General features: G+C 61.6%; 16 protein-coding genes. 2 read left to right on the plus strand and 14 right to left on the minus strand.

The annotated features are described in order from the left end of the window. Position 1: 1 nt before the first annotated feature. The 12 genes from murC to coq7 all read right to left on the minus strand — a co-directional run bounded on the left by murC (position 2) and on the right by coq7 (position 14,185). Positions 2 to 1,393, minus strand: a complete 1,392-nt coding sequence (murC, locus tag NCR98_RS11745; protein ID WP_250526272.1) for a UDP-N-acetylmuramate--L-alanine ligase — start codon at positions 1,391 to 1,393, stop codon at positions 2 to 4. A gap of 3 nt (positions 1,394 to 1,396) precedes the next feature. Beyond that, positions 1,397 to 2,530, minus strand: coding sequence for an undecaprenyldiphospho-muramoylpentapeptide beta-N-acetylglucosaminyltransferase (murG, locus tag NCR98_RS11750; protein ID WP_250526273.1), 1,134 nt, complete (start codon positions 2,528 to 2,530; stop codon positions 1,397 to 1,399). After that, complete coding sequence (ftsW, locus tag NCR98_RS11755; protein ID WP_244826303.1) at positions 2,527 to 3,825, minus strand: putative lipid II flippase FtsW; 1,299 nt, start codon at positions 3,823 to 3,825, stop codon at positions 2,527 to 2,529. The genes murG and ftsW overlap by 4 nt, the downstream gene beginning before the upstream one ends. Beyond that, positions 3,822 to 5,333, minus strand: a complete 1,512-nt coding sequence (gene murD, locus NCR98_RS11760; RefSeq protein WP_250526274.1) for a UDP-N-acetylmuramoyl-L-alanine--D-glutamate ligase — start codon at positions 5,331 to 5,333, stop codon at positions 3,822 to 3,824. Before murD ends, ftsW begins: the two co-directional genes overlap by 4 nt. A 77-nt stretch (positions 5,334 to 5,410) precedes the next feature. Next, positions 5,411 to 6,580 (minus strand): phospho-N-acetylmuramoyl-pentapeptide-transferase, encoded by a 1,170-nt coding sequence (gene mraY / locus NCR98_RS11765; protein WP_250526275.1) that lies wholly within the window; start codon positions 6,578 to 6,580, stop codon positions 5,411 to 5,413. Between the two features lie 20 nt (positions 6,581 to 6,600). Next, positions 6,601 to 8,031 carry a UDP-N-acetylmuramoyl-tripeptide--D-alanyl-D-alanine ligase gene (locus NCR98_RS11770; protein WP_244826306.1) on the minus strand — a complete coding sequence of 477 codons (1,431 nt, stop codon included), beginning with the start codon at positions 8,029 to 8,031 and terminating at the stop codon, positions 6,601 to 6,603. Continuing rightward, entirely contained in the window at positions 8,028 to 9,554 is a 1,527-nt protein-coding gene (locus tag NCR98_RS11775; protein WP_250526276.1) for a UDP-N-acetylmuramoyl-L-alanyl-D-glutamate--2,6-diaminopimelate ligase, read from the minus strand. Before NCR98_RS11775 ends, NCR98_RS11770 begins: the two co-directional genes overlap by 4 nt. Then, on the minus strand, positions 9,551 to 11,410 hold the full coding sequence (locus NCR98_RS11780; protein ID WP_250526277.1) for a peptidoglycan D,D-transpeptidase FtsI family protein: 1,860 nt from the start codon (positions 11,408 to 11,410) through the stop codon (positions 9,551 to 9,553). Before NCR98_RS11780 ends, NCR98_RS11775 begins: the two co-directional genes overlap by 4 nt. Beyond that, complete coding sequence (gene ftsL, locus NCR98_RS11785) at positions 11,407 to 11,751, minus strand: cell division protein FtsL (RefSeq protein WP_250509509.1); 345 nt, start codon at positions 11,749 to 11,751, stop codon at positions 11,407 to 11,409. Before ftsL ends, NCR98_RS11780 begins: the two co-directional genes overlap by 4 nt. Continuing rightward, positions 11,748 to 12,701 carry a 16S rRNA (cytosine(1402)-N(4))-methyltransferase RsmH gene (gene rsmH, locus NCR98_RS11790; protein ID WP_250526278.1) on the minus strand — a complete coding sequence of 318 codons (954 nt, stop codon included), beginning with the start codon at positions 12,699 to 12,701 and terminating at the stop codon, positions 11,748 to 11,750. The genes ftsL and rsmH overlap by 4 nt, the downstream gene beginning before the upstream one ends. 15 nt (positions 12,702 to 12,716) lie before the next feature. Continuing rightward, positions 12,717 to 13,145 carry a division/cell wall cluster transcriptional repressor MraZ gene (gene mraZ, locus NCR98_RS11795; RefSeq protein ID WP_250465724.1) on the minus strand — a complete coding sequence of 143 codons (429 nt, stop codon included), beginning with the start codon at positions 13,143 to 13,145 and terminating at the stop codon, positions 12,717 to 12,719. 383 nt (positions 13,146 to 13,528) lie between these two features. Then, entirely contained in the window at positions 13,529 to 14,185 is a 657-nt protein-coding gene (gene coq7 / locus NCR98_RS11800; RefSeq protein ID WP_244826312.1) for a 2-polyprenyl-3-methyl-6-methoxy-1,4-benzoquinone monooxygenase, read from the minus strand. Positions 14,186 to 14,531: 346 nt separating this feature from the next. Between coq7 and NCR98_RS11805 the strand changes: the two genes are divergently transcribed. Further along, positions 14,532 to 15,710, plus strand: a complete 1,179-nt coding sequence (locus NCR98_RS11805; protein ID WP_250526279.1) for a porin — start codon at positions 14,532 to 14,534, stop codon at positions 15,708 to 15,710. A 153-nt stretch (positions 15,711 to 15,863) separates the two neighbouring features. Here NCR98_RS11805 and NCR98_RS11810 read toward each other — a convergent pair whose 3' ends face one another. After that, the gene (locus tag NCR98_RS11810) at positions 15,864 to 17,537 is read right to left on the minus strand and encodes a long-chain fatty acid--CoA ligase (protein ID WP_250526280.1); all 1,674 of its coding nucleotides are present in this window, start codon (positions 17,535 to 17,537) and stop codon (positions 15,864 to 15,866) included. Between the two features lie 130 nt (positions 17,538 to 17,667). Next, complete coding sequence (locus tag NCR98_RS11815; RefSeq protein ID WP_250526281.1) at positions 17,668 to 19,749, minus strand: molybdopterin-containing oxidoreductase family protein; 2,082 nt, start codon at positions 19,747 to 19,749, stop codon at positions 17,668 to 17,670. A gap of 167 nt (positions 19,750 to 19,916) precedes the next feature. On the opposite strand from NCR98_RS11815, the gene NCR98_RS11820 reads away from it, so the two are divergent. After that, positions 19,917 to 21,107, plus strand: coding sequence for a M20 aminoacylase family protein (locus tag NCR98_RS11820; protein WP_250526282.1), 1,191 nt, complete (start codon positions 19,917 to 19,919; stop codon positions 21,105 to 21,107). The last annotated feature ends 163 nt before the right edge of the window (positions 21,108 to 21,270 follow it).

The raw sequence follows: 21,270 nt of genomic DNA on the forward strand, positions 1-21,270 counted from the left end.
TTCAGTTCTGGCTCAGCGCGAGCCGCCCGCATACACCGCCGATGGAACCCGCGCCCATGGTGATCACCACGTCGCCGTTGCGCGCAAGCGTCGTCACGGCATCGGGTACTTCGTCCACGGTTTCGACGAACACCGGTTCGACCTTGCCCGCCACGCGGATGGCGCGCGCGAGCGCACGGCCGTCGGCGGCGACGATGGGCGCTTCGCCCGCGGCGTAGACATCGGTGAGCACGAGGGCATCGACGGTGGACAACACCTTCACGAAATCCTCGAAGCAGTCGCGCGTGCGCGTGTAGCGATGCGGCTGGAACGCGAGCACGAGCCGGCGATCCGGAAACGCGCCGCGCGCCGCCGCGATGGTCGCGGCCATCTCGACCGGATGATGACCGTAGTCGTCGATCAGCGTGTACGCGCCTTCGTTGTTGTTCGCCTTCACTTCGCCATAACGCTGGAAGCGCCGGCCCACGCCGTTGAACTCGGCGAGCGCACGCTGGATATCGGCATCCGCGACTTCGAGTTCGGTCGCAATGGCGATGGCGGCGAGCGCGTTCTGCACGTTGTGCGTGCCCGGCAGATTCAGTTCGATATCGAGCGGCGGCGCGTCTTCGCGCAGCGTCGTGAACTTCATGCGGCCGCCGCGCGCTTCGACGTTCACCGCGCGCACTTGCGCTTCGGCGCCGAGACCGTAGCGGATGATCGGCTTTGACACGAACGGCAGGATTTCGCGCACGTTCGGGTCGTCCACGCACAACACGGCAATGCCATAGAACGGCAGGCGATGCGTGAATTCAATGAACGCCTGCTTCAGTCGCGCGAAGTCGTGGCCGTAGGTGTCCATGTGATCGGCGTCGATGTTCGTGATGACTTCGATCACGGGAAAGAGGTTGAGGAACGACGCGTCCGACTCGTCCGCTTCCGCGACGATGAAGTCGCCCGTGCCGAGCCGCGCATTCGCGCCCGCGCTGATCAGCCGGCCGCCAATGACGAAGGTCGGATCGAGTCCGCCTGCCGCCAGCACACTTGCGACGAGCGACGTGGTCGTGGTCTTGCCGTGCGTGCCGGCAATGGCGATGCCCTGCTTCAGGCGCATGAGTTCCGCGAGCATGACCGCGCGCGGCACGATAGGCACGCGACGATGACGCGCGGCCAGCACTTCCGGATTGTCTTGCCGCACGGCCGTGGATACGACGACCGCGTTCGCGCCTTCGATGTTCTGTTCGTGATGCCCGATAGCCACGCGCGCGCCGAGCATCTTGAGGCGCTCGGTGATTGCGTTGTTCGACAGGTCCGAACCGCTGACCTGATAACCGAGATTGAGCAGCACCTCCGCGATGCCGCTCATCCCGACTCCGCCAATGCCGACGAAGTGAATGTGTTTGACGATATGTTTCATGACTTAATGTGCCTCTCGAGCTTGCGCGTGGGTACGCGCACCGGCCACGTCGGCGCAAACCTTCGCGACCCGTTCGGTCGCGTCCGGTTTCGCCAGCGCGCGCGAACGCTCGGCCATTGCCGTAAGCGTTTCGCGCGACTGCATACGCAACCAGCCGGCGAGCCTTTCCGCCGACAAATCGCGTTGTTGTATCAATTCCGCCGCGCCGTTCCTGGCGAGGAACGCGCCGTTGGTCGTCTGGTGATCGTCGACGGCGAACGGGAACGGCACGAACAGCGCCGCTACGCCGACCGCCGCGATCTCGGAGACGGTCATCGCGCCTGAACGGCAGATCACGAGATCGGCTGCCGCATAAGCGCTTGCCATGTCTTCGATGAACGGCACGAGTTGCAAGTCGCCGCCACGCGAAAAACCTGCCGCGGCGTAATTCGCTTCGAGCGCTTCGATATGCTTCGCGCCTGCCTGATGCACGATGCGCGGACGTTCTTCGTCGCTCAACAGGGCAAGCGCCTTCGGCACCGTTTCGTTGAGCGCAGCCGCGCCGAGACTGCCGCCGACCACGAGCACGTTCAACCGGCCCGAACGCGCGGCATAGCGTTCTTTAGGTGGCAATGTGCGCGTTAGTTCCGCACGAATGGGATTACCCGTCCATTCGGCATTGGGCAGCGCGTTCGGAAAAGCGACGAGCACGCGCTTCGCAAGATGCGCGAGCACCTTGTTCGCGAGTCCCGCGATGGAATTCTGTTCGTGCAGCACGAGCGGGCAGCCGGCGAGTCTCGTCATCACGCCCGCCGGGAACGTGATGTAGCCGCCCATGCCGAGCACGACATCCGGCTTCACCTGACGCAGCACGCGCAGACTCTGCGAACACGCGCGCAAGAGATTCACGGGCAACATGAACTTGGTCTTGATGCCCTTGCCGCGCACGCCGCCGAAGCGCACGGACTCCATCGGAATACCGTGCTTCGGGACGAGCGTCGCTTCCATGCCGCTCGCATTGCCGAGCCACACCACGCGCCAGCCCTGCGCCTGCATCCAGTGCGCGACCGCTAGACCGGGGAACACGTGGCCCCCGGTGCCGCCCGCCATGACCATCAGCGTGCGTGCGTTCGCAGTGGATGAGCCTTGCACGGTCATACCTTGCCTCCGCGCATCAGCACCCGGTTTTCATAATCGACGCGCAGCAGTACCGCGAGCGCGACGCAGTTCAAAAGAATGCCCGAGCCGCCGTAGCTCACGAGCGGCAACGTGAGACCCTTGGTCGGCAGAAGACCGAGATTCACGCCCATGTTGATGAAGGTCTGCGCGCCGAACCAGATGCCCACGCCCTTGGCCATCAGACCGGCGAAGGTGCGATCGAGTGCGAGTGCCTGACGGCCGATCTCGAATGCGCGGCGCACGATCCAGTAAAACAACAGGATCACGCAGATCACGCCGACGAAGCCGAGCTCTTCACCGATCACCGCGAGGATGAAGTCGGTATGCGCTTCCGGCAGATAGTTGAGCTTCTCGACGCTGCCGCCGAGGCCCACGCCGAACCATTCGCCGCGTCCGAATGCGATGAGCGAGTGCGTGAGCTGATAAGCCTTGCCTTGCGCGTAACGGTCGTCCCACGGATCGAGGTAAGCGAAGATTCGCTCACGACGCCAAGGCGATGCCCACACGAGCAAGGTGAAGGTGCCGACCGCCGTCGCCACCAGGCCGCCGAACAGCTTGCCGTTGACGCCGCCGAGGAACAGCACGCCCATGGCGATAGCCGCGATCACCATGAACGCGCCCATGTCCGGTTCGAGCAGCAAGAGCGCGCCGACCGCGCCGACCGCGACCGCCATCGGCAAAAAGCCCTTGCCGAAGCTATGCATGAACTCTTGCTTGCGCACGGTGTAGTTCGCGGCGTAGATGGTCACCGCGAGCTTCATGATTTCCGACGGCTGCATGTTCGTGATGCCAAGCGGAATCCAGCGGCGCGCGCCGTTCACGCCCTTGCCCACATGCGGCACCAGCACGATGACGAGCAGCACGAGCGCCACGAGAAAGAGCTTCGGCGCGTACTTGTCCCAGGTCTTGATGGGAATCTTGAACGCGATGACCGCGCCGACGAGCGCCGTTGCTATCGAGATCAGATGGCGCACGAGGAAGTGATAGTCGCGATACTGCGCGTACTTCGGCGAATCGGGCATGGCGATCGAAGCCGAATACACCATCACGATGCCAAGGCCGAGCAGCGAGATCATCACCCACAAAAGCGAGTAGTCGTAGTCGAGCATGCGCGAGCGCGCCGGACGCACGCCGTTGACCGCGCTCGAAATGCCGCCCGCGGTTTCGGGACGTCCGACGCGCACCGAAGCGCCCGCGCGACCCGCAAGCGAATCCTGCGGAACCGCGTTGCGCTGGCCAGTCAATTTCGATCCAAAGCGTTCCGACCAGCTCATAGCATGACTCCCCGCGCGGCGGCAATTTCTTCGACCGCGCCGCGAAATACGTCGGCGCGATGTGCATAGTTTTTGAACATGTCGAGGCTCGCGCAGGCCGGCGAGAGCAGGACGGCATCGCCCGGTTGCGCGAGGCGCGCGGCGGACTGCGTCGCGGCTTCGAGCGTGGCGTGATCTTCGAGCGCGACGCCGGTGGCTTCGAGCGTTTGGCGAATGCGCGGCGCGTCGCGGCCGATCAGCATGACGGCGCGCGCCCAGCGTGCGACCGGTGCTTCGAGCGGCGAGAAATCCTGGCCCTTGCCGTCACCGCCCGCGATCAGCACGATGCGTTGCGCGAGACCGTCGAGCGCGGCGACCGTTGCGCCGACGTTGGTGCCCTTGCTGTCATCCACATAATCGACGCCTTCGATCTGCGCGATCACTTCGACGCGATGCGGCTCGCCGTGATATTCGCGCAAGCCGTGCAGCAAGGCGGCAAGCGGCAGATCGACCGCACGTGCGAGCGCCAGCGCCGCCAGCGCGTTGGCGGCGTTATGCAGACCGCGAATGCGCAGCGCGTCGGCAGGCATGAGGCGCTTGCTCACCACGTTCGGCGCGGCGGCTTCCTGCTTGCGACGACGCGAGCTGACCGGTTCGTCGGCGGCGTCCTGATCCACGCCTTGCGCGAGCCAGACCATGCCGTTCTCGCGCAAAAGCCCGTAGTCGCCCACGTTGACCGGCTCGTCCAGACCGAAGCTCACCACGCGATTCGCCGCGACGTTCTTCGCGAGCGCCATGGTGCGGGCGTCGTCGCGGTTCAGCACGCGCGTCGTGCGCGCGCCGAAAATGCGGCCTTTCGCGGCGGCGTAGGCGTCGAGACCGCCGTGCCAGTCGAGATGATCCTGCGTGATGTTCAGCACGGCGGCGGCGTCCGGCGCGAAGGTGTGCGCGGTTTCGAGCTGGAAACTCGACAGTTCGAGCACCCAGACGTCGGGCAGCGCGGTTTGATCGATGGCTTCCGTGAGCTTGTCGAGCATGGCCGGGCTGATGTTGCCCGCGACCGCCACGCGCTTGCCCGCGCGTTCGCACAGGAGGCCCGTGAGCGCGGTCGTCGTGGTTTTGCCGTTCGTGCCCGTGATGGCGATCACCTTCGGCTGATAGCCGTCCATACCGAGCTTGGCCAGCGCCTGCGCAAACAATTCGAGTTCGCCCCACACAGGAATGCCGCGTGCTTTAGCAGCATCGATCAGCGGCGCGAGGTCCGGCGCGAGCGGCGAAAGTCCCGGGCTGATGGCGACGATCTCGATACCGCCATCGAGCAATTCAGTCGAGAACGGGCCGCCGACGAAGTCCGCATCGATTTGATGGATGGCGAGCTCGGAAAGATTCGGCGGCAGTTCGCGCGTGTCGGCGATGCGCAGGCGGCAGCCGTGCCTGGCGCACCAGCGCGCCATCGCGAGACCCGATTCACCGAGTCCCAGCACAAGCACCATCGGACTTTGCCGATCCACAAACTTCTCGCCAAACATCGCTTTACCTTTGACCTGAAACGAAAATTCAAGAAACCTTCGAGCGTCGCACCATCGACACGAAAATCACCGCGAAATCAACGCAGCTTCAACGTCGACAAACCAAGCAGACACAGCATCAACGTGATGATCCAGAAGCGCACCACCACTTGCGTCTCGGTCCAGCCGGACAGTTCGTAATGGTGATGCAGCGGCGCCATCTTGAAGAAGCGGCGGCCCTCGCCATAACGGCGCTTCGTGAACTTGAACCAGAAGACTTGCAACATGACCGAAAGCGTTTCGGCCACGAAAATGCCGCCCATGATGAACAGCACGATCTCCTGACGCACGATCACGGCAATGGTGCCGAGCGCGCCGCCGAGCGCGAGCGCGCCGACATCGCCCATGAACACTTGCGCCGGGTGCGTGTTGTACCAGAGGAAAGCGAGACCGGCGCCTCCCATGGCCGAACAGAAGATCAGCAATTCGCCCGCGCCGGGAATATGCGGGAACAGCAGGTACTTCGAATACACGGAGCTACCCATGACATAAGCGAACGCGCCGAGCGACGCGCCCACCAGCACCACGGGCATGATGACCAGGCCGTCGAGGCCGTCGGTGAGATTCACCGCGTTGCTGGCGCCGACGATCACCAAGTACGTCAGCGCGATGAAGCCCCATACGCCGAGCGGATAGCTGATCGCCTTGATGAACGGCAGCATCAAGTCGGCACGCGCTGGCAGACCCATGGAAAGACCGCTGCGCACCCACGCCATGAAGAGATCGAACACGCGCGCGTTGTTCGCTTCGGACACGCTGAAGGCGAGGTACACCGCGGCGAAGAGACCGAGGACCGACTGCCAGAAATACTTCTCGCGCGACGACATACCGCGCGGGTCCTTGTACACGACCTTGCGATAGTCATCCACCCAGCCGATCACGCCGAAGCCGAAGGTCACGAGCATCACGATCCACACGAAGCGGTTGGTGAGGTCGGCCCACAACAGCGTCGAAATGGCGATACCGATGAGGATGAGCACGCCGCCCATGGTCGGCGTGCCGGACTTGACGAGGTGCGATTGCGGGCCGTCACGGCGCACGGCCTGACCGACTTTCAACGCGGTCAGTTTGCGGATCACCCACGGACCGCAGACGAGCCCGATCAGGAGCGCCGTCGCCGTGGCGCCCACTGCGCGAAACGTGATGTAGGTAAACACGCGCATGAAGCTGGCGTCATTCTGGAGCCATTGCGCGAGTGCGAGTAGCATGCTGGTCCTTCTCTTTCAGTTCAGTGTGCCGCGGGCGTGGTGCCCGCGACGGGTGGTTGTGGACTTGTCACGGCGTCCACCACGCGCTCCATCTTCATGAAGCGCGAGCCTTTCGCGAGATACGTGGCGCCGGGTCCGAAGCCGGCTTGTTGCACTGCTTGAATCAGGGCGGCGACATCGTTGAAATGCGCGCCGGCCTGCTTCGATGCCGCAGCGTTGAATGCGTTCACGGAATCGACGCTCGCGTCGCCCAACGCGAAGAGCGCGTCGATTCCGCGTTGTGCCGCATAAGCACCGACTTCGCGATGGAACGCTGGACCTTCTTCGCCTACTTCGCCCATGTCGCCCATGACGAGCACGCGCGGCGATGCCTGCGATGCGAGCACGTCGATGGCCGCGCGCATGGAGTCGGGGTTGGAGTTGTACGTGTCGTCGATCACGGTGGCGCCGGAAAGCGCGCCAAGCACCGCGCGCTTCACTTGCAGACGTCCCTTGACCGGCTGAAATGCTTCGAGACCGCGCTTGACGGCATCGAGCGATACGCCTGCAGCTAGTGCCGCCGCCGTTGCGGCCAATGCGTTGCGCGCGTTGTGATCGCCAAGCACGGCAAGCGCGATGTCGATCTCGCCTTGCGGCGAGCGAACGTGCACCGTCGTGCCGTCGAGCGTGCCGGTGACGGCCGCCTTCGCTGCGTCCTCGCTCAATGCGAAGTCCATGATCGGATTGCCGGTCGCGGCCACGCGCCAGATGCTCGCGTAGTGATCGTCGGCGGGAAACACGGCCGTGCCGGTTTCGCCGAGCGCGTGAATGACCGATGCATGTTCGAGCGCGACGGCTTCCACCGTTGCCATGAATTCCTGATGCTCGCGTTGCGCGTTGTTCACCACGGCGACGGTCGGCGCGGCGATCTTGCCGAGCACACTCGTTTCGCCGGGATGATTCATGCCGAGCTCGACGACCGCGAGCTTGTGCGCCGCGTTCAGGCGAAACAACGTGAGCGGCAAACCGATGTCGTTGTTGAAGTTGCCGGCCGTGGCGAGCCGCGCATCTTCGCCGACCGCGGCCGCGAAGATCGACGAGATCATTTCCTTGACCGTGGTCTTGCCGTTGCTGCCGGTAACGGCGACGAGCGGCATGGCAAAGCGCTCACGCCAGCCGTGTGCCAGCGCACCGAGCCCGATGCGCGTGTCCTTTACCTTGATGACTGGCAGCGGCCAGGCATTCCCGGATGATGGCTCGCGCGAAACGAGCGCCGCCGACGCACCGCCCTTTGCAACCTGATCGAGAAAGTCGTGCGCATCGAAACGATCGCCCTTCACCGCTACGAAGAGATCGCCGGCCTGAACCGCGCGGCTGTCGGTGACGATGCGTTCGATCGCGAGGTTTTCATCGCCCTGCAAAACGGCGCCGGGAATGAGCGCTGCGGCTTCGCGCAAGGTGAACATGGTCATTCGCCGCCTCCGCGCTGCTGCGTGGCACGTGCGGCAAGCGCGAGGCGTGCGTGGTCCTGATCCGAGAAAGCGCGTTTCTTGCCCATGATTTCCTGCGTGGCTTCGTGGCCCTTTCCGGCCAGCACGACGACGTCTTCGCGCGCCGCCGCGCGAATCGCCTGCAAGATCGCGCTCGCGCGATCTTCGATACGGCGCGCTTTCCTGGCGTCCTTCATGCCGCCCGCGATCTGGTCGATGATCGCTTGCGGGTCTTCGCCGCGCGGGTTGTCGCTCGTGATGACGATCTGATCGGCAAGGCGCTCGGCAATCGCGCCCATGAGCGGGCGCTTGGTCGCGTCGCGGTCGCCGCCGCAACCGAACATGCAGACGAGTTCGCCGCCACGCGCAGTCGCAATTGGACGCAAGGCGGCGAGTGTCTTGTCGAGCGCGTCGGGCGTATGCGCGTAGTCGATCACGACGAGCGGCTCATCGCTTTGCGGCCGTCCGCCGAGCCGCTCCATGCGGCCGTTCACCGATTCGAGTTTCGCGATGCGTGCAAGCGCGGTGTCGAACGGCACGCCGACTTCGAGCAGCACGCCGAGCACGGAAAGCAGATTACTGACGTTGAAGGCGCCGAGCGTGCCGACTTCCACGTCGGCTTCGCCCCAGTCCGACGAAAGATGAAACGCGGTGCCCGTTGCGGTGGCGCGCACGTTGGTCGCGAGCAAAAGCGCATCGGCGCTTGGCACGGCGTTCACGGGAATATCGACGCCGTATGCAATCGTGCGCACCTTGCCGCGCAGCGATTCGATCAAACGTTGTCCCGCCGCGTCGTCGCGATTGACGATTGCGGTCTTGAGCGTGGGCCACGCGAAAAGACGCGCCTTGGCGGCTTCGTATGCGTCGAAAGTGCCGTGATAGTCGAGATGATCCTGCGTGAGGTTCGTGAAGATGGCGAGGTCGAAATCCGTGCCGTTCACGCGCCCTTGATGCAGCGCATGCGACGAGACTTCCATCGCCACGCCCTCCGCGCCCTGCGTCTTGAGTTGCGCGAGATTGCGCTGAAGCTGTGCCGCGTCGGGCGTGGTGAAGCCGGTATGAACGAGCTTGCCCGGCATGCCGATACCCAACGTGCCGACGATTGCGCACGGCCGGCCGAGCGCGGTGAGCGCGGTGGCAATCCACTGACTGCACGAAGTCTTGCCATTGGTGCCCGTCACGCCAACGGTGAGCATCGACGCGGTCGGCTCGCCGTACCATGCAGCGGCAATCGGGCCGGCAAGTTCGTTGAGTTTTGCAACGGCGAGCGTCTTCGACGCATCCGGCTTGCCCGTGAAGTTTTCCGGCTGATACAGCGCCGCCACCGCGCCCGCTGCGAGCGCGGCATCCAGATAAGAACGGTTGTCCGCGCCATCGACGGCATAGGCCAGAAACACGTCGCCGCTCTTGAGTGAGCGCGTGTCGGCATGCAGGTTCGCCGAGGGTTGCGCATGTGCGCGCAGCCATTCGACCGCGTTCGATATCTGGCGGGCCTGCGCGCTCATCGCACGACTCCCGGATGCGTCTTCGTATTGCTCGACACTGCGTATTTCTTCGCGGCTATTGCGTTGTTGGCGTTGTTCGCGGGCTGCTTCGCCGGCGGTTGCGTTGCGGAGTTCGAGTCGTCGGTCACGACCATTTGCTTGACCGGCATGTCGGGCGGCACATTGAGCGCACGCAGCGTGTCGCCGGCGATGGCCGAGAAAACGGGACCCGAAACCTGGCCGCCGAAGTGACTGCCCGCCGTCGGTTCATCGACCGATACGGCCACGACGATGCGCGGATTCGGCATTGGCGCCATGCCGACGAACGACGCGCGATACTTCGAATGGTCGTAACCGCGACCCGCATGCTTGTACGCGGTGCCGCTCTTGCCGCCGACGCGATAGCCCGGCACCGCTGCATCCGGCGACGTGCCGCCCTTCGACACCACGGTTTCGAGCATGGAGCGCACTTCACGCGCGGTGGTTGGCGAAAACACTTGCTGACCCTGTGCCGGTTGATCGCCCGGCGTGCGGAAAATGGACACCGGCATGACCTGACCGTCGTGCGCAATCGCGGTATAAGCGCGTGCTAGCTGAAACAGCGAAGCAGACAAGCCGTAGCCATAAGACATGGTTGCCTGCTCGATGCGCCGCCAGCTCTTCCACGGCCGCAACCGTCCCGTCACCGCGCCAGGGAAACCAACCTTCGGCGCCTGACCGAGACCGAGGCTCGTGTACATGTTCCACATTTCTTCGGCGCGCAATTGCATCGCAATTTTGGTCGCGCCGATATTGCTCGATTTCTGAATCACTCCACCGACAGTGAGCGTGCCGAAACCTGAATCGTCCGTGATGCGCGCGCCGTCCAGCACGAACGTGCCGCCGCCCGTTTCGACGAGCGTATTCGGCGTCACGCGATGCAAATCCAATGCGAGCGAAACGGTGAACGGCTTCATGATCGAGCCTGGCTCGAAAGTGTCCGTGAGAATGCGGTTGCGCAACTGCTCGCCAGTCATGCGCGTGCGGTCGTTCGGGTTGTACGTGGGATAGTTGACGAGCGCGAGTACTTCGCCCGTTTTGGTGTCGATCACAATTGCAGCGCCAGCCTTCGCCTTCGACTTCTCGACCGCAGCCTTCAGATTCGTGTACGCGATGTACTGAATCTTGCTGTCGATCGAGAGTTCGACGTCCGTACCATTATGCGGCACGACCTGCTCGTCGACATCCTCGACGATATGACCCATGCGGTCCTTGATGACGCGACGCATGCCAGGCGTACCCGCGAGGACACCTTGGTCGCCGAGTTCGACGCCTTCTTGTCCCTTGTCTTCAATATTAGTAAAGCCGATCAGATGCGCAGTGATTTCGCCTTCCGGATAGAAGCGCTTGTATTCGCCGCGCGAATAGATGCCGGGAACGTCGAGCTCCGCGACCTTTTGCGCGACTTCGAGCGGCACCTGACGCTTCACGTAGACGAAGGTCTTGTCCATCGAGAGTTTCGCGCGCAGATCTTTTTGCGTCATGTCGAGCAACTTTGCGAGTTGCGCGAGCTTGTCCGCGCCGAGGTCGTTCGGCACGGCTTCGGGAATCGCCCAGATGGCCTTCACCGGCAAACTCGTGGCGAGCACGAGACCGTTACGGTCGCGAATCTGGCCGCGCGTGGCGGGCATTTCCAGCGTGCGTTGATAGCGGCTTTCGCCTTGCTTCTTGAAGAACGCGTTGCCTGGACCCTGGATCCAGAATGCCCGCCCGGCGAGCGCGACGAACGCCATGAACAACATGAACACGACCAGCTTCGAGCGCCACATGGGCAGACGCACGGCGAGGATCGGATTCGGCGTGTAGGCGACGTCCTTTTGTTTCGCGGATTTTTTCATCGTTTGGCTCCGCGTGCGGGCGGCGCCGACGCGGGCAGCGGCGGCGGCATGGGCGCGTCGGCGGCCTTGAAGGTCGCCGGGTCGTAGGTCAGGTATTGCGTGCGGCCGGTAGTGACGGGCTGCATCTTCAACGAGTTAGTAGCCAATTGCTCGATGCGCGAGGTCTTCGACAACGCGCTCTGCTGATACTGAAACTGCGCATAATCCTGCTGCAACTGACGCTCTTGCGACTGCGCTCTTTGCAATTCGATGAACACTTGCCGCTGCTTGTTGGTGGCGCTGACGACCGACAACGCGCACCCGAGCACGACGATCAACAGGAAGATGTTGAGGCGATTCATGGCGCGATCCGCTCCGCGATACGCATGACCGCGGACCGGGCGCGCGGGTTGGCGGCGACTTCAGCGTCGCTCGGAAACACGCGGCCCACGACCCGCAACGGCGGGCTGGGAAGATCGACCGCGCGGATCGGCAAGCGACGGTCCACGGCGGGCGCGCTGGCATGCGCCTGCATGAAACGCTTGACGATCCGGTCTTCGAGCGAATGAAAGCTGATCACGACCAGCCGCCCCCCTTGCTCCAACAACGAAAGTGCCGACTCAAGTACTACTTGCAGCTCCGCAAGCTCTTGATTGACGTGAATCCGTATAGCTTGAAAGGTGCGAGTTGCCGGGTCCTTGCCCTTCTCACGGGTTTTGACGACGTGACCCACGATTTCGGCAAGCTCGCTCGTGCTGTCGAGAGGCCCAAGACGCTCGGACTCTGCCCTGCGAGCAACAAGCGCCTTTGCAATCTGAAAAGCAAACCGTTCTTCCCCATAATCTCTGATCACCTCCGTGAGTTCCTGCACCGTTGCCCGCGCGAGCCACTCTGCCGCCGACTCCCCTCGAGTCGGGTCCATGCGCATGTCGAGCGGACCTTGCGCGCGAAAACTGAAGCCGCGCTCCGGGTCGTCCACTTGTGGCGACGACACGCCCAGGTCCAGCAACACGCCCGACACTCGCCCCATCCCACGCTCGCTCGCCGTATCGCGCAGGGCAGCGAAACTGTCATGCACGATCGAAAAGCGTGAGTCTTGTATCTGTTGCGCCGTGGCGATTGCGAGCGGGTCTTTGTCGAAGGCGACGAGCCGCCCCGCTTCGCCCAGCCGATCCAGAATGCCCCGGCTATGTCCGCCGCGCCCGAAAGTGCCATCTATATAGATGCCGTCCGCGCGCGTGATCAGCCCGACAATTGCTTCGTTTAGCAGCACCGTGCGATGCTGCAGTTCATTTCTCATCGCAGGTGCCATGTTTTTAGCGCCGCGTCAGAAAGTGAAATTCTTCAGCGCGTCGGGCATGCCCTGCGCCATTGCCGCGGCTTCCTTCGCCGCATAGGTCTGCGAGTCCCATAATTCGAAGTGCACGCCCATGCCGAGCAGGGTCACTTCTTTTTCAAGCGATGCGGCAGAGCGCAGTTCGGGCGAGACCAATACGCGGCCGGCGCCGTCCATTTCCACATCCATTGCGTTGCCGAGAAAGATGCGCCGCCACCACATGGCTTCCATGGGAAGCGCGGCGACTTTGGCGCGAAAGACTTCCCACTCCGGGCGAGGAAACAGCAACAGGCATCCATCCGGGCTCTTCGTGAGCGTCACCCGGCCTTCTGCCTGCCCTTGCAGCGCTTCCCGATAGCGAGACGGAACCGACATCCGTCCTTTCGCATCGAGCGTCAGCGCCGACGCTCCCTGGAACACTCGCCCTTCTCCCTGTGCTGACGCCCCCGTTGGCGCCCGTCTTTTTGCGAAGTAGCCTTAAAGTGACTCCGAAATCACACAAAAGACCACTTTCTGACACTGTCTCCCACTTTAGTGGAAGGCATTTCCTCGGTCAAGACGCGAAACTTTTTTTCGAGTAGTTTTTGCCCGTTAGAACAAGGACTTAGCGCAGGAGCTTAAAGTAGCACAAAGTAGAAAAGCGTTATAAATTATAGAGCTAGTGGACGATGTGAAAGTGTTACGTGAATTTGACCGACAAAATGAATGAAATGTAACCGTTCTTATAGGTGGATATGCCGCCTCCGCGCACGCGCAAACGGTAATTGGTCGATGGAGCAGGCCATCGACCATGAGACTGCCGTCTAAATATAGTAAGCGGTGCGGGTCATGATCTTCGATGCTGCGCGCATCAACGCTCGCACGGGGAACGGAACCTCACCACCGCCCGCTCCGATAGCTGCGGCGGCATGTGCGGCTTCGTCCTGCCGCATCTGCTCGACGATCGCGCGCGACGCATGATCGTTTTGCGGCAGCGTCTTCATGTGGCCATCGAGATGTTGCTCCACCTGACGCTCGGTTTCGGCCATGAAACCCAGGCTCGCGCGATCGCCGAGGCGTCCGGCTGCAAAGCCGATGGCCAGTGCGCCTGCGTACCACAACGGATTGAGCAGGCTCGGGCGCGAATCGAGATCGCGAAGGCGCTTGGACGTCCACGCGAGATGGTCTTCTTCCTCGCGCGCGGCGTGTTCGAAGCTCGCCTTCAGCTGCGGGCTATTGGTCGCCAGCTTCTGAGCCTGATAAAGCGCCTGCGCGCAGACTTCGCCGACATGGTTCACGCGCATCAGACCAGCGGCGTGCGACCGCTCCTTCTCGTCGAGCGCGGGTTCGTCGATGCCCGGAAGGCTCATCTCCGACTGACCGAGCGCGTTCGGCTCCGGAACCGGCCGCGACATGCGGCTGATACCCGCCATGGAACGCAGGCCGCGGTCGAATTCGCTGATGACTTCGTCTAGCGTCATGGTTTTTCTCCCTCATCTCGTTGCGCGGAATTCGATGCTCTTCGCCTTCTTTCAGCAAGCCATATTCTCTGGCAAGAAATATCCAAAGCAGGCTTTTTGAACTAATCAAATTTTGAATTAGGGCAAACGCGAGTCATAAAATTCCTGCAAAACCAAGATTTTAGCGCATGTTGCAAAAACGTCACACGAGGTGCGCAGACCGGCCCCTTTTCCTTTGTCGCCCAAGACCTCTTTGTTACATTACGTCTCAACTTCATTCAGAAGTGCCCGGCAGGGACGTCAACACACTGGCGCTAGAACAGTGACCTTGCCCAAAAGTCGCAAACACTCCTTGGAGATCTATTCAATGAAAAAGTCGCTTCTCGCTTTGGCCGCTTTGGGCACCTTCGCTGGCGCCGCCCACGCGCAAAGCAGCGTGACGCTGTACGGCATCATCGACGCTGGCTTCCTGTACTCGAACAATAGCGCTGGTCAGAAGTTGTATGCCTTGAACAGCGGCAACGTGCAGGGCAGCCGTTGGGGCCTGCGTGGTACGGAAGATCTCGGCGGCGGTCTGAAGGCCCTCTTCGTGTTGGAAAACGGCTTCAACGTGTTCAACGGCGCGCTGGGTCAAGGCGGCGACGAGTTCGGCCGTCAGGCTTACGTCGGTCTGTCGACGGCGCAGTACGGCACGGTCACGTTGGGTCGTCAGTACGACTCCGTGGTTGACTTCACCGGCGCGTTCGAAGTCGGCAGCCAGTGGGCGACGTACTTCGGTGCGCACCCGGGCGACCTCGACAACATGAACAACTCGTTGCGCGTCAACAATTCGGTCAAGTTCACGAGCGCCAACTACGCCGGCTTCACGTTCGGCGGCGTGTACAGCCTGGGCGGCAACGCAGGTCAGTTCAATCGCAACCAGATCTGGTCGGCTGGTCTCGGCTACTCGCAAGGCCCGTTGCAATTGGGCGCTGCGTACTTGAACGTCAAGGACCCGAACTATTCGTTCTTCGGCAACAACACGACCTCGCGCACGGCTGCAACGGCCGGTACGGCTTCGAACTTCCCGAACAGCCGCGTGATCTCGGGCTTCGCATCGGCTCACACGCAACAAGTGATCTCGGCGGGCGGTGCTTATACGTTCGGCGCGGCAACGGTCGGCGCGACGTACAGCAACACGCAGTTCAAGGATGTCGGCCGCGAAGCCGGTGCCGGCCTCAACCCGGCTGCTTACACGGGCGGTTCGGGCAAGTTCCACAACGCCGAACTCAACTTCAAGTATCAGTTGACCCCGGCTCTGCTGCTCGGCGTCGCTTACGACTACACGAAGGGCTACGGCCTGGCCGACGCCAAGTACCACCAAGGCATGCTCGGCGCGGACTACTTCCTGTCCAAGCGCACGGACGTGTATATCGACGGTGTGTACCAGCACGCAACGGGTACGGATTCGACGCAACGCGCAGCAGTCGCAAGCATCAACGGTCTGTCGCCTTCGTCGACGTCGAACCAAGTCGCGGCACTAGTCGGTATTCGCCACAAGTTCTAACAAGTCTTAACATAGCGGTATCTCTTGAAAGGCGCCTTCGGGCGCCTTTTTTATATGGCAAGGCGCGTCGGGCATAACCGCTTCCATGCGATGCAAAGAAAAAAGCCTTCGGTCTTTCGACACGAAGGCTTTTCCATTTCCCAAATCGATTCTTCAGGCCGTGCCGTCGCGCAATTCGCGCCGCAAGATCTTGCCGACATTGCTCTTCGGCAGGTCATTGCGAAACTCGATGATGCGCGGCCGCTTGTACCCCGTCAGCCGCTCTTTGCAGAACGCCACGACATCCGCTTCGGTCAGGCTCTGATCACGGCGCACGATAAAGAGCTTCACCGCTTCGCCCGAGTTCTGATCCTTCACGCCGACCGCGGCCACTTCGAACACGCCGGGCAGCATGGCGACCACGTCCTCGATCTCGTTCGGATAAACATTGAAGCCGGACACGAGAATCATGTCCTTCTTGCGATCGACGATTTTCACGTAACCGCGATCATCGAAGACGCCCACGTCGCCCGAGCGGAAGAAGCCGTCGGGCGTCATCACCTTTGCGGTTTCGTCGGGGCGGTTCCAGTAGCCCGCCATGACTTGCGGACCGCGAATGCAGATTTCGCCGGGCTGACCGAACGGAACGTCGTTGTTGTCGTCGTCGCGAATGACGATTTCCGTCGATGGCAACGGCAAGCCGATCGTCCCCGTATATTCCATCGCCGTGACCGGATTGCAGGTCACACAGGGTGACGTTTCGGACAACCCGTAGCCTTCGACGATCGGCACGCCCGTCTTCGCGAACCAGCGTTTGGCGACGGCTTCCTGCACCGCCATGCCGCCGCCATTCGCCGCGATGAGCTTGGAGAAATCCAGCTGGTCGAAATCGGGATGATTCAACAGCGCGTTATAGAGCGTGTTGACGGCCGGAAACGTATTGATCTGTATGCCCTTTAGTTCCTTGATCGTCCCCGCGATATCGCGTGGATTCGGAATCAGCACGCCAAGTCCGCCGGTGCGGATCGTCAGCATGCCGCACACCGTTAGCGCGAAGATGTGATAAAGCGGCAACGCGACCACGCAGATGAACTGGTCGATATCGGGTCGGCGCTTGCGTGCCGGATCCAGCCAGACTTCGGATTGCAACACGTTCGCGATCAGGTTGCGATGCAAAAGCGTCGCGCCCTTGGCAACGCCCGTCGTGCCGCCCGTGTATTGCAGGAACGCGACGTCATCGGGCCTTTGTTCGACGCTATGAAACGTGGCGCGTCCACCTTCGCTGAGCGCGTCATTGAAGCGAACCCGTCCGGGCAGACTCCACTCGGGCACGAGCTTCTTCACGCGCCGCACGACCAGATTGACGACGAGCCCTTTCAAACCCATGAGGTCGCCGAGCGCGGCCACAACCACGTGTTTGATGGCCGTGTTCTTCACCACGGCTTGCAGCGTATGCGCGAAATTCTCGAGCAAAACGATGGCTTCCGCGCCGCTGTCCTTCAACTGATGTTCGAGCTCACGCGGTGTGTAAAGCGGATTGACGTTGACGACGATATAACCCGCGCGCAGAACCGCCGCAATCGCGATCGGATATTGCAACACGTTGGGCATCATCAACGCGACGCGCGCGCCGGGCTTGAGACCCTTCGTCTGAAACCATGCCGCGAGCTTTTTCGACATGTCGTCGAGTTCGCCGTAGGTAATCGACTTGCCCATGCAGACGAACGCGCGCCGGTCGCGGTTCTTGCGGAAACTGTCTTCGAGCAACTGGGAAACCGACCGGTACGCGGAAACGGCGATTTCAGCCGGTACGCCGTCCGGGTAGGACTTCAACCATGGTTTTTCCATGCGGCGTCTCCTTCTTATTGGAATTTAGAATGATCGTGCGAAAACGAGATGCTAGCTGCTTGCCTCGCTTCCGACAATTGGGTTAGACGCCGCCTTCCAGACTCGTTCCGGCCTGCTCTTTCATTACGACTCAATGCGTTGACTCCACTTCAACCAGGCAGTCGTAAAACGTCGCCGATCCCCCCAGATCGGTCAGTGCCTGGCTCGTTACCTGATTGGCGTTACGGCCATCGGGGGACAACTTCTTCCACCAGATCGACAACCCCACCACGACGCCCTCCTTCGCGCGTTCGGTTACACGGGCGCGCGCTTGCATCGAGCCGCGATCGTTGAAGATGCGAACCAGCACACCGTCTTCGATACCGCGGAGTTCGGCATCGGCAGGATGGATATCGAGATGCGGCTGGCCTTCGGTCGCGCGCAGACTCTCGACGTTCACGAAACTGCTGTTCAGGAAATTGCGCGCGGGCGGCGAGATCATCGCAAGCGGATAGCGCGCCGCGAGTTCGGGCGAGCCGTCCGTCGATTCGTACGGCGGCAGATAATCGGGCAGCGGATCGAGTCCTTCGTTTTTCAGACGTTCGCTATAAAACTCGCACTTGCCCGAAGGCGTGCGAAAGGCGCCTTGAGCCAAGGGCGCATCGGCAAGTTTGAGTTTCAGCCAACCCGTCTCTTTGAGCGCGTTCCAGTCCTGACCTTCGAGCGTCGCATCGGCCCAGCGAAAGGCTTTCGATGCAATCTGTTCGTCGGTCTCGAAAAGTGCCGGTTCGGTGAGGCCCATGGCGCGCGCGAGACCGCGAAAGATGTCTGTATTCGTGCGCGCTTCGCCGACCGGTTGAATGGCCGGCAAGTTGGCCATCACATGCGTATGCCCGTAAGACTTATGGACGTCCAAGTGTTCGAGCTGTGTCGTCGCCGGGAAAATCAGATCGGCATAGTCAGCCGTATCGGTCTGAAAGTGTTCGAGAACAATGGTGAACAGATCGTCACGCGCAAAGCCCGCGGCGACTTTTGCGGAGTCGGGCGCCACGGCCACCGGGTTCGAGTTATAGACGATCAGCGCTTCGATCTTCGGGCCGAATGCGTCGTCTCCGGGGTTCAGCAGCGCGTCGCCGATAGCGTTCATATTGACGATGCGCGGCAGTTCCGACGGCCAGCCGGGCGACAGGTTCGGACGTTCGAGCGCGTTTCCATCGACCGGAGTCCAACCCGACGACGACAGCAGCATTCCGCCCGCGCGCTCACGCCATGCGCCCGTGAGCGACGGCAGACAGGCAATGGCGCGGACCGCATTGCCGCCGCCGCGCACGCGCTGCATACCGTAATTCAGGCGAATCGACGCCTTCCTGGTAGAACCGAATGCACGCGCGAGATCGATCACCGTCTTCTCGTCAAGACCGCATATCGACGCCACGCGCGAAGGCGGAAACTGCGCCGCGCGCGCCTTGAGTTCTTCGAAGCCGAGCGTGTGAGCATCGACATATTCACGGTCGATGAGATCCTCGCGAATCAAAACGTCGATCATGCCGAGCGCGAGCGCGGCATCCGTTCCGGGCCGCAACGCGATATGTTGATGACACTTTTCCGCCGTCAGCGACCGATACGGATCGATCGCGATCAACTTGGCGCCGCGCCGCTTTGCTTCCTGCGCACGCGTCCAGAAATGCAGGCTCGACGCGATCGGATTCGCTCCCCAGATCAGGATGATCTCGCTTTCTTCGAAAAACTCGGTGTGCATGCCGAGACTCGCGCCGTATGTGTAGCGCAAGCCGGCAGTCCCGGCGGCGGCGCAGATCGTCCGATCCAGCCGCGACGCGCCGAGCACATTGAAAAAACGCGCCGCAATGCTCTCGCCTTGTACCAGTCCCATCGTGCCGGCATAGCTGTACGGGAGAATCGCTTCGGGCGCGCGCTGTGCAATCGACTTCAGCTTGTTGGCCGCCAAGGTGAGCGCGTCATTCCAGCTGATCGGTTCGAAGCGCCCTTCGCCTTTCCGGCCGACGCGGCGCAACGGCGTGAGCAGCCGGTCTTTATGATGCGTGCGCTCGGCATAACGCGTCACCTTCGTGCAAAGCACGCCCTGCGTCGGCGGATGATCCGGATCGCCGCTGACCTTTACCGCTTTCCCGTCCTTGACCGTGACGCGCATTGCGCAGGTATCGGGACAGTCATGTGGGCAGACGGCTCGGGCGAACTCGGTTGGAGCGTTCATGGCATGGGGTCCGGGATTACCAGATGGAAAGCGTCAGATGAGTCGATTTTATTATGGTCGTCGTGGGAACGACCGTTCAAATCATCAAATAATGACGGCGTAGAATGCAAGGACCGACGCAGTGTCAATGCGCAACGTCCGAATTCAAACGTGAGAACGGTTCCAAAATGAATCTGATCCCTGAAATCGAAGCATCGCACGAAGAAATCAAAGCTCTCCGACGAACGATTCATGCTCATCCGGAGCTGCGTTACGAAGAGACGGGGACGAGCAAGCTTGTCGCGGAAAGCCTCGAGCGGTGGGGCATTACTGTGCATCGTGGGCTGGGAAAGACGGGCGTCGTCGGCGTGCTCAAGCGTGGCTCCGGCAACGGGTCGATCGGACTACGCGCCGATATGGACGCACTGCCCATTCAGGAAATCAACACCTTCGAGCATCGATCGGCCCACCCCGGCCGCATGCACGCATGCGGTCACGACGGGCACACTGCCATGCTGCTCGGCGCGGCAAAACACTTGGCGGAGCATGGCAACTTTAACGGCACGATTGTTTTCATCTTTCAGCCGGCCGAGGAAGGTGGCGCAGGCGCGCGTGCAATGATCGAAGACGGCTTGTTCAAGCGTTTCCCTGTCGATGCCGTCTTTGGGATTCACAACTGGCCGGGAATGCCAGCGGGGCACTTCGGCGTGGTTTCCGGACCAATCATGGCGTCGAGCAATGAGTTTCGAATCACGATTCGCGGCATCGGCTCGCATGCGGCAATGCCTCATAACGGACGCGATCCGGTATTCACTGCTGTGCAGATCGCTAATGGGTTGCAGGGCATCATTACTCGAAACAAGAAGCCTATCGATACCGCCGTGCTTTCAATCACCCAGATTCATGCTGGCGACGCGGTCAATGTCGTGCCGGATGAGGCATGGTTAGGTGGCACGGTGCGCACGTTCACGGTCGAGACTTTAGACGTTATCGAAGAACGTATGCGCAAGATCGTCGAAGCAACGGCATCGGCTTACGATTGCGACGCGGAACTGCATTTTCATCGAAATTATCCACCGACGATCAACGACGCTGAGCAAACAAAGTTTGCGGCGGATGTGATGACTGCCGTTGTAGGCAAGGATAAGGTGAACGCCTCAGTCGAACCGACAATGGGCGCAGAGGACTTTTCGTTCATGTTGCTTGAAAAGCCCGGGTGTTATGCGTTTCTCGGGAATGGCAACGGCGGTCATCGGGTTCATGGACATGGTGCCGGTCCCTGCATGTTGCATAACGCCAGTTACGATTTCAATGACGATTTGTTGTCTGTCGGCTCGTCTTACTGGGTTCGATTGGCGGAGCAATTCTTAGCCCGATAACTTTGATTTTTTATTTGGCGCTGCTCGAACCACGCAGCGCTTTTCTTTGCGCGCCATGCGCCGCAGAAACGCAAAAACCCCACCTGGTTTGGGGGTGGGGTTTTTGTTGCTGCATGAGGAGCCTGACGATTACCTACTTTCACACGGGAGATCCGCACTATCA

It is taken from the genome of Caballeronia sp. GAWG2-1 (assembly GCF_023631405.1).
Taxonomy (GTDB): Bacteria; Pseudomonadota; Gammaproteobacteria; order Burkholderiales; family Burkholderiaceae; genus Caballeronia.

Excerpts from the sequence above, each read along its gene's own strand:
- NCR98_RS11775 (WP_250526276.1), bottom strand. The coding sequence starts at position 9,554 with ATGAGCGCGCAGGCCCGCCAGATATCGAACGCGGTCGAATGGCTGCGC.
- mraY (WP_250526275.1), bottom strand. The coding sequence starts at position 6,580 with ATGCTACTCGCACTCGCGCAATGGCTCCAGAATGACGCCAGCTTCATG.
- NCR98_RS11780 (WP_250526277.1), bottom strand. The coding sequence starts at position 11,410 with ATGAAAAAATCCGCGAAACAAAAGGACGTCGCCTACACGCCGAATCCG.
- murG (WP_250526273.1), bottom strand. The coding sequence starts at position 2,530 with ATGACCGTGCAAGGCTCATCCACTGCGAACGCACGCACGCTGATGGTC.
- NCR98_RS11805 (WP_250526279.1), top strand. The coding sequence starts at position 14,532 with ATGAAAAAGTCGCTTCTCGCTTTGGCCGCTTTGGGCACCTTCGCTGGC.
- ftsW (WP_244826303.1), bottom strand. The coding sequence starts at position 3,825 with ATGAGCTGGTCGGAACGCTTTGGATCGAAATTGACTGGCCAGCGCAAC.
- NCR98_RS11810 (WP_250526280.1), bottom strand. The coding sequence starts at position 17,537 with ATGGAAAAACCATGGTTGAAGTCCTACCCGGACGGCGTACCGGCTGAA.
- murC (WP_250526272.1), bottom strand. The coding sequence starts at position 1,393 with ATGAAACATATCGTCAAACACATTCACTTCGTCGGCATTGGCGGAGTC.
- NCR98_RS11820 (WP_250526282.1), top strand. The coding sequence starts at position 19,917 with ATGAATCTGATCCCTGAAATCGAAGCATCGCACGAAGAAATCAAAGCT.
- murD (WP_250526274.1), bottom strand. The coding sequence starts at position 5,333 with ATGTTTGGCGAGAAGTTTGTGGATCGGCAAAGTCCGATGGTGCTTGTG.
- coq7 (WP_244826312.1), bottom strand. The coding sequence starts at position 14,185 with ATGACGCTAGACGAAGTCATCAGCGAATTCGACCGCGGCCTGCGTTCC.
- ftsL (WP_250509509.1), bottom strand. The coding sequence starts at position 11,751 with ATGAATCGCCTCAACATCTTCCTGTTGATCGTCGTGCTCGGGTGCGCG.
- NCR98_RS11770 (WP_244826306.1), bottom strand. The coding sequence starts at position 8,031 with ATGACCATGTTCACCTTGCGCGAAGCCGCAGCGCTCATTCCCGGCGCC.
- NCR98_RS11815 (WP_250526281.1), bottom strand. The coding sequence starts at position 19,749 with ATGAACGCTCCAACCGAGTTCGCCCGAGCCGTCTGCCCACATGACTGT.
- rsmH (WP_250526278.1), bottom strand. The coding sequence starts at position 12,701 with ATGGCACCTGCGATGAGAAATGAACTGCAGCATCGCACGGTGCTGCTA.